Origin of the sequence: Bradyrhizobium sp. SZCCHNS3016 (assembly GCF_032484535.1) — a bacterium.
In the GTDB taxonomy this organism is placed as follows: Bacteria; Pseudomonadota; Alphaproteobacteria; order Rhizobiales; family Xanthobacteraceae; genus Bradyrhizobium.
Map to the genome: position 1 here is coordinate 197,364 of NZ_JAUETE010000003.1, position 14,763 is coordinate 212,126.

Here is a 14,763-nt window from a genome sequence, read left to right on the forward strand (position 1 = left end):
TCTCATCCGAAGTTGTATTGTTTGCGATATAACATCAGGGGGGCTATTGTCACGTATGCAACATCGCGCGATGTTGCCGAAGGCCAGGTGTTTGGATTCAGGCGATAGGCTCTTCGCGGCGGACGAGCGCGACACCCTTGACCTGGGCATAGACCGCAAGCCCCGCCCGCAGGCCGAGCTCGTTCCACGAGCGCTGGGTGACACGCGTCAGCAGCCGCGCGCCGTGACCATCCTCGCCGAGTCCGAGCAAGGCCGTGACGCGGTGGTCCGACTGGCTGCGGATCTCGAGTATTCTGGCGCGGAGCACGTTGACGATGGTGCTGCGGCTCGGCGTTTCCAGCGCGAGACTGACGTCGTCAGCGAGCACGCGCAGGCGGCGGCGCGCCCCCGGCGTGAGGGGCTCGGCCGGGAGCAGGAACTGGCCGCCGGGGACTTCGAGTGTCGCCATGCCATCGGCCGTATCCTGGGCGGTGACGGTGGCGTCGAGGCTCACGGCGGCGTCGCGCGACAGCGCGAGCGGCAGCGACAGGTCGGCCTGCAGCACGGACAAGGGGCCCGAAGCCAGGACCGCGCCATTGCGCATCAGCACCAGCTGATCGGCAAGCCGCTCGACCTCAGCGAGGTCGTGGCTGATATAGAGGATCGGCAGGTCGAGGGCGGCGTGCAGCCGCTCCAGATACGGCAGGATCTCATCCTTGGTCATCTGGTCGAGCGCCGACAGCGGCTCGTCCATCAGCAGCAGCTTCGGTTGGCTGAGCAGCGCGCGGCCGATCGCGACGCGCTGCCGCTCGCCGCCGGACAGGTGGCGCGGCGAGCGGTCGAGCAGCCGTCCAAGGCCGAGCAGCGCGACGACCTCGTCGAAGCCGATCGCGGCCGCGCTGCTCGAGCCGGGATGGCCATACATCAGGTTGCGGCGGACCGAGAGGTGCGGAAACAGATTGGCTTCCTGGAAGACGTAGCCGATCGGACGCTGATGCACGGGACGAAAATGCTTTTCGTCCTGCCAGACCTCGCCGGCGACGGAGCAGAGCCCGCCGGCGAGATGGTTGAGGCCGGCAATGCAGCGCATGACCGCGGTCTTGCCGCAACCGGACGGACCGAAGATCGCGGTCACGCCGCGCGCCGGAACCTCGAAGCGCGCGTTCAGCTCGAAGCGACCGAGCGTGCCGTGGAAATTGACCCTGACCGTGCTCATGACGCGCTGCGCGTCATCTTCTTCTCGATCAGCATCATCGTCAGAATGACGCAGAACGAGAACACGACCATGCCGAGCGCCAGCACGGAGGCCTCGGTCCATTGCGAGGTCTCGACATAGTCGTAGATCGCAACCGAGAGCACCTTGGTCTTGCCGGGAATGTTGCCGCCGATCATCAGCACGACGCCGAACTCACCGACGGTATGGGCGAAGCCGAGGATGGCGCCGGTGAGAAATCCGGGGCTCGCCAGCGGCACCGCGATGGTCCAGAATACGCGCCATGGTGAGGCGCGCAGAGTGGCGGCCGCTTCCAGCGGCTTTTCGCCCATGGCCTCGAAGGCGTTGCGGATCGGCTGGACGACGAACGGCATCGAGAACAGGACCGAGCCGATCACCAGGCCCGGAAAAGTGAAGGCCAGCGTGCGCGCTCCCCAGAGCGAAGCCAGAGCGCCGCCCGGACCGCTGGGGCCGAGCACGACCAGCAGGTAGAATCCGAGAACCGTCGGCGGCAGCACCAGTGGGATCGCCACCAGTGCCGCGACCGCCTCCTTCCACCACGCCCGCGACCGCGCCAGCCACCATGCGATCGGCGTGCCCACGATCATCAGGACAATCGTCGCGAGCGCTGCCAGTTCGAGCGTCAGCCGGATCGGTTGCCAGATATCGGCGGAGACGTGGAGGTTCATGAATCCTAATGCTCAGGTGCCCGACTTCGGATCCAGAGCATAGCCGAACTTTTCGATGACCGCACGGGCTGCCGGGGTCTTGAGGAAGGCCAGGAATGCGGTGGCGGCCTCGTTGCCGGCGGACGCCTTCAGCAGCACGGCATCCTGGCGGATCTCGCCGTAGAGATTCTGCGGCACCAGCCAGCGCGAGCCGCCGGCGTTCGGCATCAGCTGCGACAGCGCGACGAAGCCGAGCTCGGCATTGCCGGTGTCGACGAATTGGTACGCCTGCGAGATCGTGTTGCCCTGGACGATCTTGGGCTGGATCGTCTCATAGAGCTTCAGCGCCTTCAGCGTCTCGACCGCGGCGGCGCCATAGGGCGCCGCGGTGGGATTGGCGATCGACAGCTTGTTGAACGCGTTCGCCTTCAGCGTTTCCTCGCCTTTCACCGCGTTGGGGTCCTTGCTCCACAGCACGAGCTTGCCGATGGCGTAGGTGAAACGGCTCCCGGCGACGCCGAGGCCCTCGTCGACCAGCTTCTTCGGCCGTTCGTCGTCGGCGGAGAGCAGGATCGCGAACGGCGCGTTCTCCTTGATCTGGGTGTAGAACTGTCCGGACGCGCCGAAGCTCATCACCAGTTCGTGCCCGGTCTTGGCCTTGAACAGCGCCGCGATCTCCTTGGCGGGCTCGGTGAAGTTGGCGGCCACGGCGACGTTAGCGCTGCCGGCGAACGCAGTCGCGCAGGTCAGAAGAATGGCCGCCGCGCACAGAGCGGCGGTGAGGGAGCGTGTCGATCTCATCGCATTGTCCTTGTTCATATCCACCGAGGCGGGTTCGTTTCGGTGAATTGCAGGTCCCGTTCCGACGCATGGGCCAGTGCCGACGCCGAGCTATATCCATTCGTATACATCAAAATAGACAGGTCGGCCAGTTCCCGTCAACCCGAGGCGATCTCGAGCGAACGCGATGCGCGTCAGTGTTCGACTTTCGACAATCGATGCCGGGCAGTGTCGGAAACATGACGGCCCGAGGACCACGATCCTCGGGCCGCAGCGGGACTAAACCATCCGTTCCCAGAGCTGCCGCACCAGCATTCCTGCACGCTTCTCGATTGCTGCGGCGGCATCGAGCGCGAGGTCCTCGCGATAGCGGCCGGCGATCAGCTGCACGCCGATGGGCTGGCCGTCGTGGACCGTGACCGGCACGACGGCGCCGGGCAGGCCGAGCACGTTGATCGCCGAGATGAAGCGGATCTCGTTGAAGAAGATCTCGCGCACACGCTCGGGGCTGATGGTGTCGTCGCGCGGACCGGGCGTCGGCTTGACCGTGGTCGGCGCCAGCACGATCGGGTAGTCCTCGAAGAACAGCTGCCAAACACGGATATGCGTCGAGCGCTGCGCGGTCGCATTCATCCAGCCGGCGAGGTCGAGCATCTCGGCCTTGGCGCGCATCCCGCCCCAGGCCTTGTGGAAATCCTCCGACGTCACGGCCAGCATCTTGGCTTCCTGCATCACCACCACCTCGTTGGTGATGATGTCGCACCAGGTTTGCCAGACGCCGGAGATGTCGGGGACCTCGACCTCGCTGACCCGGTAGCCCGACCGCTCCAGATGATCCGCTGCCTGCCGCAGCGCCGCGTGCACGGACGGATCGACGTCCATGTCGTCAGGGATCTTGGCGAGCGCGACCTTGACCGGCCGCTTGGGCTTCACGCCTTCCAGTGGCGCTGGCACCCACCACGGATCGCGCGGATCGCGCCGGCTCATCACCTCCAGCGCCAGCCGGACGTCGGCGACGCTGCGCGCCAGCGGCCCCTGCGACGACATGAGATGTGCGAGCATCGGCCGCTCGGCAGCAGCGCTCTCATTGTAGGCGGGGATGCGGCCCTGCGTCGGCTTGATGGTCACGACGCCATTGCAATGCGACGGCCAGCGCAGCGAGCCGCCGATGTCGTTGCCATGCGCGATGGTGCCGATGCCCGCCGCGACCGCGGCTCCGGCGCCGCCCGACGAGCCGCCGCAGGTGATCTCTGGATCCCACGGGTTCAAGGTCAGCCCGTGCAGCGGGTTGTCGGTGAAGCCGCGGAACGAGAATTCCGGCGTGTTGGTGAGGCCGAGCACGATCGCGCCGGCCTTTTTGAGGTTGCGCACGACCGGCGCGTCCGACGGCGCGATGATCCCCATCTGCGATGGAACGCCGTTGGGATTCGGCCGCCCCTCGTAGTCGACGTTCTCCTTGATCGTGACCGGCACGCCATGCAGCAGGCCGCTCTTGTCCCGCGCCTTGTCGGCCGCACGCGCAGCCTTCAGGGCGTCTTCGGAGAGATCGACGACGACGGCATTGAGCTTCGGATTGACCTCATGCATGCGCGCGAGATGCGCCTCGGTCACTTCGACCGAGGAGACCGCGCCGGCGCGGATCGCAGCTGCCGTGTCGACCGCCGACCACTGCCAGACCGGTCCTTTCGGCAGCCGCGGTCTTGGCGCGGCTGCCTTCGCTTGTGGCCTGTGCTGCGGCTTGGCCTTCACGGGCTTCTTGTTGGCCGTGGCGGTCACGGCCGCGCGCTTCGGGGCAGGTTTGTCAGTCTTCGCCGCCGGCTTCTTCTTTGTTGCCGTTCTCGCCATTGTGTTTCCCCCCAAGGTTGACGTTTCAGGCGATCGACATCATCAGCGGCGGCTCCACTTCGGCAGGCAGCGGGCTGACATAAGGTGTGCGCATCGTCCGCTTTTTCAGGTCGGCCTTGGCAGCTGCAATCAAGGCGGGTTCGTTGAGCGCCTTGATGCCCAGGCCGGCCATGGCCTTGGCAGCCTGCACCATGGCCTTGTGCGCGGCTGGCGTCTTGCCTTGCGCGACGACCTGCCAGGTGTGGAACGGCGTGCCGATCGCTACGGTCGGTGCATGCACCTGCACCGTCGGCACCACCCAGCTGACGTCGCCGACGTCGGTCGAGCCGATCTGCGGATTGCGCTTGGCATTGAGCGGCACCAGGAAGTCGGCCAGCGGCTTGTCGGTCGGGTCCAAGCCGATGCTGTAATAGACCGAGGCAATGTCCTTGTCGGTCAGGGTCGCCTGGATCTGTCCGGCGAAATCCTTGTCGGTCGCGTCGAAATGCGGCGGGCCGAGTTCCTCCATGATCCCGTACAGCGCCTCTTCAAGCGGCGTGTTGGGCAGGATGTTGGAGACCGCGGAGATGATCTTCATCTCCACCTTGGTCTCGGTCATCAGCGCCGCACCTTGTGCGATCTTGTGCACACGCTCGACCAGTTCGTTCATGCCGGGCAGGTCTCGGGCACGGATCGAGTAGCGCACCCGTGCATGCGCCTGCACGACGTTGGGCGCGATGCCGCCGGTGTCCAGCAGCGCATAGTGCACGCGGGCGTCGCTCGGCATGTGCTCGCGCATGTAGTTGACGCCGACATTCATCAGCTCGACCGCGTCGAGCGCGCTGCGGCCAAGATGGGGCGAGGCGGCCGCATGCGAGGTGCGTCCGGTGAAGATGAAGTCCGCGCGCGTGTTGGCGAGAGAGGGCGTCATCACCACTTCCCAGAAGCTCGACGGATGCCAGGTGATCGCGATGTCGGCATCCTCGAACGCGCCCGAGCGCACCATGAAGGCTTTTGCGGCGCCGCCTTCCTCGGCCGGGCAGCCATAGTAGCGCACGCGACCGGGAACCTTGTTGGCGGCGAGCCAGTCCTTCACGGCGGTGGCCGCGAGCAGCGCCGCCGAGCCCAGGAGATTGTGGCCGCAGCCGTGGCCATGGCCGCCGGTCTCGACCGGACGGTGCTCCGCAACGCCGGCCTCCTGGCTGAGGCCGGGCAGGGCGTCGTATTCGCCCATGAAGGCGATGATCGGGCCGCCTTCGCCCCATTCCCCCATCAGCGCGGTCGGGATGCCCGCGACCTTCTCGGTGATGCGAAAACCCTGGTGCTTCAACTCGGCGAGGTGTTCGGCGGACGAGCGGGCCTCGGTGTAGCAGACCTCGGGCATGCTCCACACCCGGTCGCTGAGCTCGATGAAACGGGTCTTGATCGCGTCGACGCCGCGCCAGATCTCGCTGCGGTTGTCCATCTCCGGTCCTTGTCCTTTGCTGCCGATGGGAAGCCGATAGAGGTATCAGCTAAGTTCCCGGGCGCCTAGCGATCCCGGGCGGGAGCAGCCATGCGGCATGCACCAGGCCGAGGGCGAGCGCGTCATCCTTTGAGCAGATGATGCCGCGATTGGATGCAGCGCGGTGGTTGCGGCAGCGCAAGGTCAGGCGAAGCGCGACGACCCGTTCTCACATTTCGGAACTATCGCCGTGCGCCATTACCGGGATCGCCGAGGAACGATCGCGGGCGGGCTTGGTTCTCGCTGCCAGGAGCACGATCGCCATGCGTGCTGGACCGATCACAATCATCGTCGCATTGCTGCTGATTCTCGCAGCCGCCATCGTCTTTGCCTATCAGGGGCTGACCCTGCCGGGCGATCCGATGCCGCGAGAAGGATGGATCGCCCTCACGCTCGGCGTGGTGTTTTCGCTCATCGTGGGAATTGGGCTGATCGTGCTGTTGTTCTACAGCAGCCGCAAGGGTTACGACGAGCCGTCACAGTTCCGGGCTGATGATCATCCCGACTGAGACCGCTCAAGCCGGACGCGGCGGATGTTGCGTACGCGGATGCCGGTCGTGAAGCAGCTTGGCCAGCTCGTGCCTCAGATCGTCGTGACCGCGCATCGCCGTCTCGAACAGCGCCTCCTGGATGTCGCGCGGCATGTCGCCCCAGACGCCGACGGCGGCGTTTCCGAGCAGCTCTGCGAATCGCTTGTCGTCCATGCGGCACCTCCGCACGATCTGACGTGCGAGGACGGCAAAGGTTCCAGGCCGGCTATTGCGTGGTGAACAGGACCAAGGCGATCGCGACGGAGAGCGCGACCGCGGACACCGTCCCCGTGGTCGACAGCACGCCCATGCGCCACAGCGCGCCGGCAAAGACGATGATGATCGGCGTCGCGGTGAGGAGGCCGAGCTGCGCTTCGGTCATGGGATCTGCTCCTGACGATGCCGGCTCTTAGCGTGCCTCGCCGGTCCGCTGTTTGCGCGCCGACAAAGAGTCAAACCGACGGTCCGACTAGCCTCTCGACGTTCAACTCGGAGGCAGGGATGTCGGCGCTCGCTTGTGAGCCGGAGCAGGAGGAACGTTGGGGCGTGCTGGATGGTCTGCCCGGCGACGCCATGATGTGGGTGCTGATCCTCAGCGAGCTCGTCGCCTTCGGCCTCCTGCTGGGCGGTTTCGTGGTGGCGCGGGCCCTCAACCCCGTCGTGTTCGCGGTCGGGCAGGCGATGCTCGATAGCCGCCTGGCCGCTGTGAACACGGCCGTGCTGGTCACCAGCGGCTGGGCCGCCGCGCGAGCTGCTGCTTCGGCGCGGCACGCCTCGACCGGGAGCGCCCGGCGCTGGCTCGGGCTCGCCACGTTGCTGGGTGCCGTTTTCATCGCCGTCAAGCTGACGGAATATGGCGGCGAGATCGCCGCCGGCGCGGGCATGGAGACATCACCGTTCTTCACCCTCTACTTCCTACTGACGGGCTTTCACCTCCTGCATGTTCTGCTCGGCATCGTCATCCTGGCCGTCGTCGGCCGCAGCGCCACCGCCAATGGCGTCGAGACCGGGACCGCCTTCTGGCACATGGTCGACCTGGTTTGGATCGTCATGTTTCCGGTCCTCTATCTGGTCGGTTGAGCCATGTTCCGTGACCGTTTCGATCGAGCCTGGCTTCAACTGCTGGCCCTCGCCATTGCGACGCTTGCAGGGTCGCTGCTGCTGCCGAGCCGATGGCTCGTCGATGCGGCCGCACTGCTGCTCGCATTGGCAAAGGGCAGGGTGATCGTGCACGATTTTCTCGGCTTGCGCGATGCGCCCGCGCTGTGGCGCGGCCTGCTCACCACGTGGCTCGTGGCCCTCGTTGCGCTTGCCGGGCTCGCGGTCGCAATCCGCGCACTCATCTGATCGGTCCATCGCCGCGCTCGTTGCGCTCCGACAAAGAGCCCCTCGGCATTGCCGGTAGATTGCTTTCACACCATCGAACTTCACCAAACGGAAAGGACGTGTCATGGCGGAACGCCTGACCAAGTCGGCCGCGCGGAACGTCTTTTACGGCGGTTCGGCCTTCTTCTTTGCGATCTTCCTCGGGCTCACAGCGCACAGCCACTACTACATGGTCACGACCTCGACCAATGCGTCGACGCTGTCCGACGGCGTCGCACGCGGCAAGCACGTCTGGGAGAAGAACTCCTGCATCAATTGCCATACCCTGCTCGGCGAGGGCGCCTATTTCGCGCCCGAGGTCGGCAATGTCTGGGACCGCTGGGGCGGCAGACAGGACCCGGCCGTTGCGCGCGAGATGCTGAAATCCTGGATGCAGTCGCAGCCCTCGGGCGCTCCCGGCCGCCGGCAGATGCCGCAGTTCAATTTGTCCGACCAGGAGCTCAACGACCTCGCCGACTTCCTGCAATGGGCCGACACGATCAAGCGTCAGGACTGGCCGCCGAACAAGGCCGGCTGAGCCGGCATCCCGCCCCCCGTCATGAGAGAGATCCGCGATGAGATATGAGACCCAGAAGGTCGCGATGCTGTATTTCTACGGCGCGCTGACGCTCTTCCTCGCCCAGGTCATCTTCGGCCTGCTCGCCGGCACCATCTACGTGCTGCCGAACACGCTGTCGGTCCTGCTGCCCTTCAACATCGTCCGCATGATCCACACCAACGCGCTGATCGTGTGGTCGCTGATCGGCTTCATGGGGGCGACCTACTTCCTGCTGCCCGAGGAGACCGAGACCGAGCTCTACAGCCCGCTGCTCGCCAAGATCCAATTTTGGATGTTCTTCGGCGCGGCAGGGGCTGCCGTTGTCGGCTATCTCTTCCACTATCATGAGGGCCGAGAGTTTCTCGAGCAGCCCTTCATCATCAAGGTCGGCATCGTCATCGTCTGCCTGATGTTCCTGTTCAACGTCACCATGACCGCCCTGAAGGGCCGCAAGACCACAGTGACGAACATCCTGCTGTTCGGCCTCTGGGGCGTGGCGATCTTCTTCCTGTTCGCCTTCTACAATCCGGCCAATCTCGCCGTCGACAAGATGTACTGGTGGTACATCGTCCATCTCTGGGTCGAGGGGGTCTGGGAGCTGATCATGGCCTCTATCCTGGCCTTCCTGATGATCAAGCTCAACGGCATCGACCGCGAGGTGGTCGAGAAGTGGCTCTACGTGATCATCGGGCTCGCGCTGTTCTCCGGCATCCTCGGCACCGGCCATCATTTCTACTGGATCGGCGCCCCCGGCTACTGGCAGTGGATCGGCTCCTTGTTCTCCACCCTCGAGGTCGCGCCGTTCTTCACCATGGTGATCTTCACGGTGCAGATGACCTTGAAGGCTGGCCGCAAGCACCCGAACCGCGCTGCGTTGTTGTGGTCCATCGGCTGCTCGGTGATGGCCTTTCTCGGCGCCGGCGTCTGGGGCTTCCTGCACACGCTGTCGTCGGTGAACTATTACACCCACGGCACCCAGGTGACCGCCGCGCACGGCCATCTCGCCTTCTTCGGCGCCTATGTGATGCTCAACCTCGCGGTCATGGCCTATGCGGTGCCGCAACTGCGCCAGCGTGCGCCGTATAACCAGTGGCTCTCGATGGCGAGCTTCTGGATCATGTGCACGGCGATGATGACGATGACCTTTGCGCTGACCTTCGCCGGCATCATCCAGGTGCATCTGCAGCGCGTGCTCGGCCAGAGCTACATGGACGTGCAGGACCAACTCGCGATGTTCTACTGGGTGCGGCTCGGCTCCGGTGTGTTCGTGGCGATCGCGGCGCTGATGTTCGTCTGGGCCGTGCTGGTGCCCGGCCGCGCCAAGGAGCCCGTGATCCCCGGCGCGCTGCAGCCGGCGGAGTGAAATCCCGCAAGCGGCGGCCTCGATGCCGCCGCCTGCATCCCCCGATATCGGAGAGTGACCATGAAAGCCGCGCTGCACGCGATCGATACCGCCCCGTCGTTTCCCTCGTACACGCCGTCCGGCAATGAATGCGCGCTGTTCGAGCATGCGTTCCGGCATCGCCTGCCGGTGCTCCTGAAGGGCCCGACCGGCTGCGGCAAGACCCGCTTCGTCGCGCACATGGCGGCGCGGCTGGAACTGCCGCTGCACACGGTGGCCTGTCACGACGACCTCACCGCCGCCGATCTCACCGGACGCTATCTGCTCAAGGGCGGTGACACCGTCTGGACCGACGGCCCGCTGACCCGCGCGGTGCGCGAGGGCGGCATCTGCTATCTCGACGAGGTGGTCGAGGCCCGCAAGGATGTGACCGTGGTGCTGCATCCCCTCACCGACGACCGCCGGATCCTGCCCTTGGAGCGTACCGGCGAGGAGCTGATCGCGCCCGACGGTTTCATGCTCGTGGTGTCCTACAATCCTGGCTATCAGTCGCTGCACAAGGCGCTCAAGCCGTCGACGCGGCAGCGCTTCATCGCCATCGAATTCGGCTTCCTGCCCGCCGAGCAGGAGATCGCGGTGGTTGCCGCCGAGAGCGGGCTGCCGCCGGAGCGCGTTCGGCCGCTGGTGGCGCTCGCGCATCGCCTCCGCGCGCTGCAGGGCCATGACCTGGAGGAGGGCGTCTCGACGCGGCTCCTGGTCTATTGCGCAACCCTGGTTGCGGCTGGCACGCCCGTCGCCGACGCCGTGCTCGCCGCGATGATCGAGCCGCTCACCGATGACGCCGACGTCAAGGCCGCTTTGCGCGAGGTCGCGCGTGCCGTGATCGGGTGAGCCATGCTCGACTTTCTCGAACTGGAGGAGACCGTCGGCCGCGCCTGGCACCGCATGGTCGGCAAGACCTCGAGCTATCCGGTCCATCCGGATCAGGCCGTCGCGCTGAACGAGATCAGCGGCCGCATCGCCGTGATGTTCCGCGCGCTGGGCGGCGAGAGCGGCGTGCAGGTCGCCGGAGCCAAGGCGCGCAAGTCGGGCCATCGGCTCGGCTGGCGCCAGCGCATTGGCCTCGGCGACGAATGCCTCGATCAGGCCGGGCGCGACGGCGCCACCGTGTTCCTGCCGGAGACCATCGCTTTGCTGCCGGATCGCGCGCTCAATGCGCAGCTCTATCACTGGCTCGCGGCGTGGTTCGCGACCATGGCGGTCGAGCCGATCGCGGAGCGCGATCCGCTGCGGCATGATCTGCTGGCGCTGCGCCGGGCCTGTGAGACGACCTCGCTGGTGCTGGCGCGCTTTCCGGGACTGGCGCGCACGCATGCGCAACTCGCCGAAGCGCTGGCTGCGGCGCGGCCGCGGCGGCCGCTGCCTCGGCTCGAGCAGCAGGTCGAGCATATCGTCATGGCGCTGCTCGGCGTCGGCGTGCCGCCCAAGGGCGCACTGTGGAATGCGGTCATCGCCGGCGGCGCGTTGCCGGAGGCCGCCCCGCCCGGCTATCGGCCGATGCTGCCGTGTCCGCTGTGGGGCGATTGCTGGAGCCGCGATGCCGTTGCCGCGGCGCGCGAGGACGACGAGACGCAGACGCCCGCAGAGCAGGAGGGGGCACCCGACACCCGCAAGCGCTTCGCGCGGCGCGAGCGCGACGACACGGCCAAGCGCGATCCATTCATTCTCAACCGCTTCGAGAAGATTCTGGCGATGGCGGAGATGGTCAATGTCGATCGCCCTTCCGACGATACCGACGATGACGATGCCCGCAAGGCCGCCGACGATCTCGATGAGCTCGCGATCGCCAGGCGCAAGGGGCGTCCGGCGAGCAAGCTGAAATTCGATCTCGACCTGCCGCCCGAGGCGGTGGACACGGCCCGGCTCGACAGCGGCCGGCTGTATCCCGAATGGAATTATCGCAGCGGAGCCTATCTGCCGGATCATTGCCGCGTCGTGACCGGCGACGCCGCCGAGGCGGGCGAGGCGTGGGCTCCGGACGATGCGATGCGCCGGCGCATCCGCAGCGTACGGCGCAGGTTCGAGACCTTGCGGCCGCGTCATGAGGTGATGCGCGCGCAGGCCGATGGCCACGACCTCGATATCGACGCGCTGGTGCGCGCGCGCAGCGATCTCAATGCCGGCCATGGCGGCATCGACCGCGTGCACTTGGCGATGCGCCCGCTCGCGCATGATCTTGCGGTGACCCTGCTGGTGGACGTCTCCCTGTCCACCGATGCGTGGATCGACGGCGTGCGCGTGCTCGACGTCGAGAAGGAGGCGCTGCTGGTGCTGGCGCATGGGCTGTCGGCCTGCGGCGACAGCCACAGCATTCTCACCTTCACCTCGCGGCGCAACTCATGGGTCCGCCTGGAGACCGTGAAGGCATTCGGCGAGCCGATGAACGGGCGGGTCGAGCGCCGTATCGGTGCGCTCAGGCCCGGCTACTACACGCGCATCGGCACGGCGGTGCGTCACGCCGCCGGCGAGCTCGCCGAGCGACCCGAGCGCAAGCGACTGCTGCTGGTGCTGACCGACGGCAAGCCGAACGACGTCGATCACTATGAGGGACGTTTCGCGATCGAGGACACCCGCAAGGCGGTACAGGAGGCGCGACGCGGCGGCGTCGCCGTGTTCGGCGTGACCATCGACGCGTCGGCGCAGTCGTATTTTCCGACTCTGTTCGGCCGCGGCGGCTACGGCATCGTCGGCAACATCAGGCGACTGCCTGCAGCACTGCCCGCGCTGTATCGGCAGATTGCCCATTGAGGTCGGACGCTGGTTGCGAGTTGCGAGCTATTTCTCACCTTTCGGGAGCTTGCCCCCCTTCAGGTCGCCGGCTCGCGCAGATTTCGCAACGGCACCGGCAAATGACCCATCAGCTTGTCGAACTCGCCGGGGTCGAGCTTCTCCCAGAGAATCTCGAAGATGCCGCGTGCGGCCCTGAGCGGATCGACCGGAAATTGTGGCGGCAACTGACGGAAGATGTCATCGACGAAATATTCGAGATGGCGGTCCTTGGTCGGCGTCGCCGCGTGATGCCAGCCTTCGTAGTAGATGCCGCGAATGAGCAGCGGCAGCTGCGCGCCGAAGTTCACGGCGGTCGCCATCGGCAGGCGGTCGCGCAGCACATGCAGCACCGCGCGCAGCGCGTTGTAGGCCTGCTGTCGGCTCGAGAGCGCGAGGCGCTGCTCGATGGCCTTCAGCCAGATGTTGGTTTCCTGGACGGTGTGATCCAGAGCCGTCACGCCGATCTCGCTCATGTGATTCTCCGTGAATGCTCCACAAGATGAATGCTGCACAAGGACCGTTCGCGGGACGCCGAACGAGGCAACAGCGACGACTGATTCGCTAGGACGCCTTGTGAGTAGGCGGCGCGTTCTCAGCGAGGATGTTGATCTGCATCAACGCGAGTGTTATGGCCGATCGTGAGGTAAATGGAGGGGCAACCGCGCCGGGCCGCCGTTGACGGTTCCCGCTCATCTGCGCCGAGCTGCCGACAGGGATACCGGGCGGCGGGGGCGGCATCCGTGATCTCACGGGGATCACGGGGTTCACACTGACAAACAGCAGGACAGCACATCGCGATCTCGCGGCGCAGGTTACGCCCGAGGCTTGCATGACGTCACCCTCATTGAAGTGAGAGGGCGCAGGGAAGGCCGGGAGCTCGCCGCCCCCATGGCCCCCGTGCGGAAAGAATGCACGGGGCAGGAACCACAGGTTCGGCTGAGACATCCCGGCCTTCCCTGCGCGATGGTGTTACGGCTTATACGCATTCTCCCCGGTGAACGGGCTGTCTTGCCACCGTCACCCGCGTGAGGCTGATACCTCATCACGAGCTTGACGCCAGCGTCGCGGCGCCAGGACCATGCGACTTCGCCGTCCGCGCGGTGCCGTTCGTCCGCAGGCATGACACCCGCTGCGACACGTCGCGTCCATCGCATCCCGCACTCCACGTCTCGTGACGTTCGCGACACGCCCCTCTTCATGAGGCGGGATGCGCGGAAATGTCGTCCTGATTTGCCGACGGTGCAAGCTGTTTATCTGCGGCAGACTGGCACGACGGGCAATTCGCGCTTGGCGGTCATGCTGAGTCATTCATTCGATGCGCCGGGATTTTGCGTGACCTCGCTCAGTTGGAGCGCGCATCTCATGCTGGAATCGGGCTCCTGCCTTGGAGGCGGCGCGAGGTGAGCGCTGCGGGCAGTGAGAGACATGCGACCACAGCGCTCGTCGTTCGCGGTGGCGAGCATGACTCCGAGCGTCCGAAAAGCTCGCAAATCTGGAACTCGCGCGACTCGTTCGCAGTGAACATCCCGAGATCATCGCGGACCGGCGTTGCTCCGTCAGGTTGAACCGTAATCGTCCTGCTTGTGAAGAACACGTCTTCGCTTGCTCGTCGCGACAGACTCACCTTACATCGGAGTCGTCCGAGGCGGAGAGATCGCGTCTCGACACCCCTTCAACTCACGAATCGACGTCGGCTCGCAATGCTCAAGTCTGCCCAAGAGAAGTCTGTTCACAACAAGCCTGCTCAAGACAAATCCGGCAAAGACCTTCCGCTGACCGGCTATGCCGTCGTGGTCGATGGTCAGATCAAGACCGAGTTCAAGACAAAAGAGGGCGCGCACAACGGCGCGCATGATCTGAAGCGCCGGTTTCCGATGTTGCAGATCAGGGTGTACGACGCGGAGACGAAGCAGACCCACGACATCGAGTTGGCGCGGGCGTGAGTCGGCCTGCCGTGCGGGTCCTGGTGTCGTGAGGACGCAAGGCCGTTGCACCTCGTTGAGGTCATCGCAATCGTTGTCGATGTTTGAGTGTATGGAAAGCATACTCCTGATCTAGCCGAGGGTGCGGTGCCCGCTACTGCGCCCTCGCCCCTTGTGGGAGAGGGCGCTGTATCGTGCAGCCGCGTCGTGGCTGGAGTGCACGGAGACGGCTGTCGCGGCCTGCGCGC

At 65.7% G+C, this 14,763-nt stretch carries 16 protein-coding genes; 8 read left to right on the top strand and 8 right to left on the bottom strand.

Annotated features, from left to right (window positions below):
- Positions 1-97 precede the first annotated feature (97 nt).
- The 5 genes from modC to QW881_RS08395 form a co-directional block, all read right to left on the bottom strand.
- The gene (modC, locus tag QW881_RS08375) at positions 98-1,195 is read right to left on the bottom strand and encodes a molybdenum ABC transporter ATP-binding protein (RefSeq protein ID WP_315738520.1); all 1,098 of its coding nucleotides are present in this window, start codon (positions 1,193-1,195) and stop codon (positions 98-100) included.
- Positions 1,192-1,881, bottom strand: coding sequence for a molybdate ABC transporter permease subunit (gene modB / locus QW881_RS08380; protein WP_315738519.1), 690 nt, complete (start codon positions 1,879-1,881; stop codon positions 1,192-1,194). The genes modC and modB overlap by 4 nt, the downstream gene beginning before the upstream one ends.
- A gap of 12 nt (positions 1,882-1,893) precedes the next feature.
- Complete coding sequence (gene modA, locus QW881_RS08385; RefSeq protein ID WP_315772031.1) at positions 1,894-2,661, bottom strand: molybdate ABC transporter substrate-binding protein; 768 nt, start codon at positions 2,659-2,661, stop codon at positions 1,894-1,896.
- A gap of 258 nt (positions 2,662-2,919) precedes the next feature.
- A complete protein-coding gene (locus tag QW881_RS08390) occupies positions 2,920-4,485 on the bottom strand; it encodes an amidase family protein (protein ID WP_316158202.1) in 1,566 nt (521 codons plus the stop codon).
- Positions 4,486-4,510: 25 nt separating this feature from the next.
- Positions 4,511-5,929 carry a M20 family metallopeptidase gene (locus QW881_RS08395; RefSeq protein ID WP_315776021.1) on the bottom strand — a complete coding sequence of 473 codons (1,419 nt, stop codon included), beginning with the start codon at positions 5,927-5,929 and terminating at the stop codon, positions 4,511-4,513.
- Between the two features lie 302 nt (positions 5,930-6,231).
- Between QW881_RS08395 and QW881_RS08400 the strand changes: the two genes are divergently transcribed.
- Positions 6,232-6,477 carry a hypothetical protein gene (locus tag QW881_RS08400; RefSeq protein ID WP_316158303.1) on the top strand — a complete coding sequence of 82 codons (246 nt, stop codon included), beginning with the start codon at positions 6,232-6,234 and terminating at the stop codon, positions 6,475-6,477.
- A gap of 6 nt (positions 6,478-6,483) precedes the next feature.
- Here QW881_RS08400 and QW881_RS08405 read toward each other — a convergent pair whose 3' ends face one another.
- Together QW881_RS08405 and QW881_RS08410 are read right to left on the bottom strand one after the other, a co-directional pair.
- On the bottom strand, positions 6,484-6,672 hold the full coding sequence (locus tag QW881_RS08405; RefSeq protein WP_316158204.1) for a hypothetical protein: 189 nt from the start codon (positions 6,670-6,672) through the stop codon (positions 6,484-6,486).
- A gap of 52 nt (positions 6,673-6,724) precedes the next feature.
- Complete coding sequence (locus QW881_RS08410) at positions 6,725-6,880, bottom strand: hypothetical protein (RefSeq protein WP_315738513.1); 156 nt, start codon at positions 6,878-6,880, stop codon at positions 6,725-6,727.
- Positions 6,881-6,999: 119 nt separating this feature from the next.
- On the opposite strand from QW881_RS08410, the gene QW881_RS08415 reads away from it, so the two are divergent.
- The 6 genes from QW881_RS08415 (at position 7,000) to QW881_RS08440 (ending at position 12,572) form a co-directional block, all read left to right on the top strand.
- Positions 7,000-7,578 (top strand): cytochrome c oxidase subunit 3 family protein, encoded by a 579-nt coding sequence (locus QW881_RS08415; protein WP_315796739.1) that lies wholly within the window; start codon positions 7,000-7,002, stop codon positions 7,576-7,578.
- A 3-nt stretch (positions 7,579-7,581) separates the two neighbouring features.
- Positions 7,582-7,845: a cytochrome C oxidase subunit IV family protein gene (locus tag QW881_RS08420; RefSeq protein WP_316158205.1), complete on the top strand. Its 264-nt coding sequence runs from the start codon at positions 7,582-7,584 to the stop codon at positions 7,843-7,845.
- 103 nt (positions 7,846-7,948) lie between these two features.
- Complete coding sequence (locus QW881_RS08425) at positions 7,949-8,401, top strand: cytochrome c (protein WP_315755399.1); 453 nt, start codon at positions 7,949-7,951, stop codon at positions 8,399-8,401.
- 37 nt (positions 8,402-8,438) lie between these two features.
- Complete coding sequence (locus QW881_RS08430; RefSeq protein WP_316158208.1) at positions 8,439-9,785, top strand: cbb3-type cytochrome c oxidase subunit I; 1,347 nt, start codon at positions 8,439-8,441, stop codon at positions 9,783-9,785.
- Between the two features lie 60 nt (positions 9,786-9,845).
- Positions 9,846-10,655 carry a CbbQ/NirQ/NorQ/GpvN family protein gene (locus tag QW881_RS08435; RefSeq protein WP_316158209.1) on the top strand — a complete coding sequence of 270 codons (810 nt, stop codon included), beginning with the start codon at positions 9,846-9,848 and terminating at the stop codon, positions 10,653-10,655.
- 3 nt (positions 10,656-10,658) lie between these two features.
- Positions 10,659-12,572 (top strand): nitric oxide reductase activation protein NorD, encoded by a 1,914-nt coding sequence (locus QW881_RS08440; protein WP_315755403.1) that lies wholly within the window; start codon positions 10,659-10,661, stop codon positions 12,570-12,572.
- Positions 12,573-12,631: 59 nt separating this feature from the next.
- Here the strand turns inward: QW881_RS08440 and QW881_RS08445 are convergent, their stop codons facing one another.
- On the bottom strand, positions 12,632-13,066 hold the full coding sequence (locus QW881_RS08445; RefSeq protein WP_315738506.1) for a DUF2267 domain-containing protein: 435 nt from the start codon (positions 13,064-13,066) through the stop codon (positions 12,632-12,634).
- Positions 13,067-14,293: 1,227 nt separating this feature from the next.
- Between QW881_RS08445 and QW881_RS08450 the strand changes: the two genes are divergently transcribed.
- Positions 14,294-14,536, top strand: coding sequence for a hypothetical protein (locus QW881_RS08450; protein ID WP_315738505.1), 243 nt, complete (start codon positions 14,294-14,296; stop codon positions 14,534-14,536).
- The last annotated feature ends 227 nt before the right edge of the window (positions 14,537-14,763 follow it).

Bases quoted from the DNA above. Each gene is read 5' to 3' on its own strand.
- QW881_RS08395 (WP_315776021.1), bottom strand. From the start codon at position 5,929: ATGGACAACCGCAGCGAGATCTGGCGCGGCGTCGACGCGATCAAGACC.
- QW881_RS08420 (WP_316158205.1), top strand. From the start codon at position 7,582: ATGTTCCGTGACCGTTTCGATCGAGCCTGGCTTCAACTGCTGGCCCTC.
- QW881_RS08435 (WP_316158209.1), top strand. From the start codon at position 9,846: ATGAAAGCCGCGCTGCACGCGATCGATACCGCCCCGTCGTTTCCCTCG.
- QW881_RS08445 (WP_315738506.1), bottom strand. From the start codon at position 13,066: ATGAGCGAGATCGGCGTGACGGCTCTGGATCACACCGTCCAGGAAACC.
- QW881_RS08425 (WP_315755399.1), top strand. From the start codon at position 7,949: ATGGCGGAACGCCTGACCAAGTCGGCCGCGCGGAACGTCTTTTACGGC.
- QW881_RS08415 (WP_315796739.1), top strand. From the start codon at position 7,000: ATGTCGGCGCTCGCTTGTGAGCCGGAGCAGGAGGAACGTTGGGGCGTG.
- QW881_RS08405 (WP_316158204.1), bottom strand. From the start codon at position 6,672: ATGGACGACAAGCGATTCGCAGAGCTGCTCGGAAACGCCGCCGTCGGC.
- QW881_RS08430 (WP_316158208.1), top strand. From the start codon at position 8,439: ATGAGATATGAGACCCAGAAGGTCGCGATGCTGTATTTCTACGGCGCG.
- QW881_RS08400 (WP_316158303.1), top strand. From the start codon at position 6,232: ATGCGTGCTGGACCGATCACAATCATCGTCGCATTGCTGCTGATTCTC.
- modA (WP_315772031.1), bottom strand. From the start codon at position 2,661: ATGAGATCGACACGCTCCCTCACCGCCGCTCTGTGCGCGGCGGCCATT.
- QW881_RS08390 (WP_316158202.1), bottom strand. From the start codon at position 4,485: ATGGCGAGAACGGCAACAAAGAAGAAGCCGGCGGCGAAGACTGACAAA.
- modB (WP_315738519.1), bottom strand. From the start codon at position 1,881: ATGAACCTCCACGTCTCCGCCGATATCTGGCAACCGATCCGGCTGACG.
- QW881_RS08440 (WP_315755403.1), top strand. From the start codon at position 10,659: ATGCTCGACTTTCTCGAACTGGAGGAGACCGTCGGCCGCGCCTGGCAC.
- QW881_RS08410 (WP_315738513.1), bottom strand. From the start codon at position 6,880: ATGACCGAAGCGCAGCTCGGCCTCCTCACCGCGACGCCGATCATCATC.
- QW881_RS08450 (WP_315738505.1), top strand. From the start codon at position 14,294: ATGCTCAAGTCTGCCCAAGAGAAGTCTGTTCACAACAAGCCTGCTCAA.
- modC (WP_315738520.1), bottom strand. From the start codon at position 1,195: ATGAGCACGGTCAGGGTCAATTTCCACGGCACGCTCGGTCGCTTCGAG.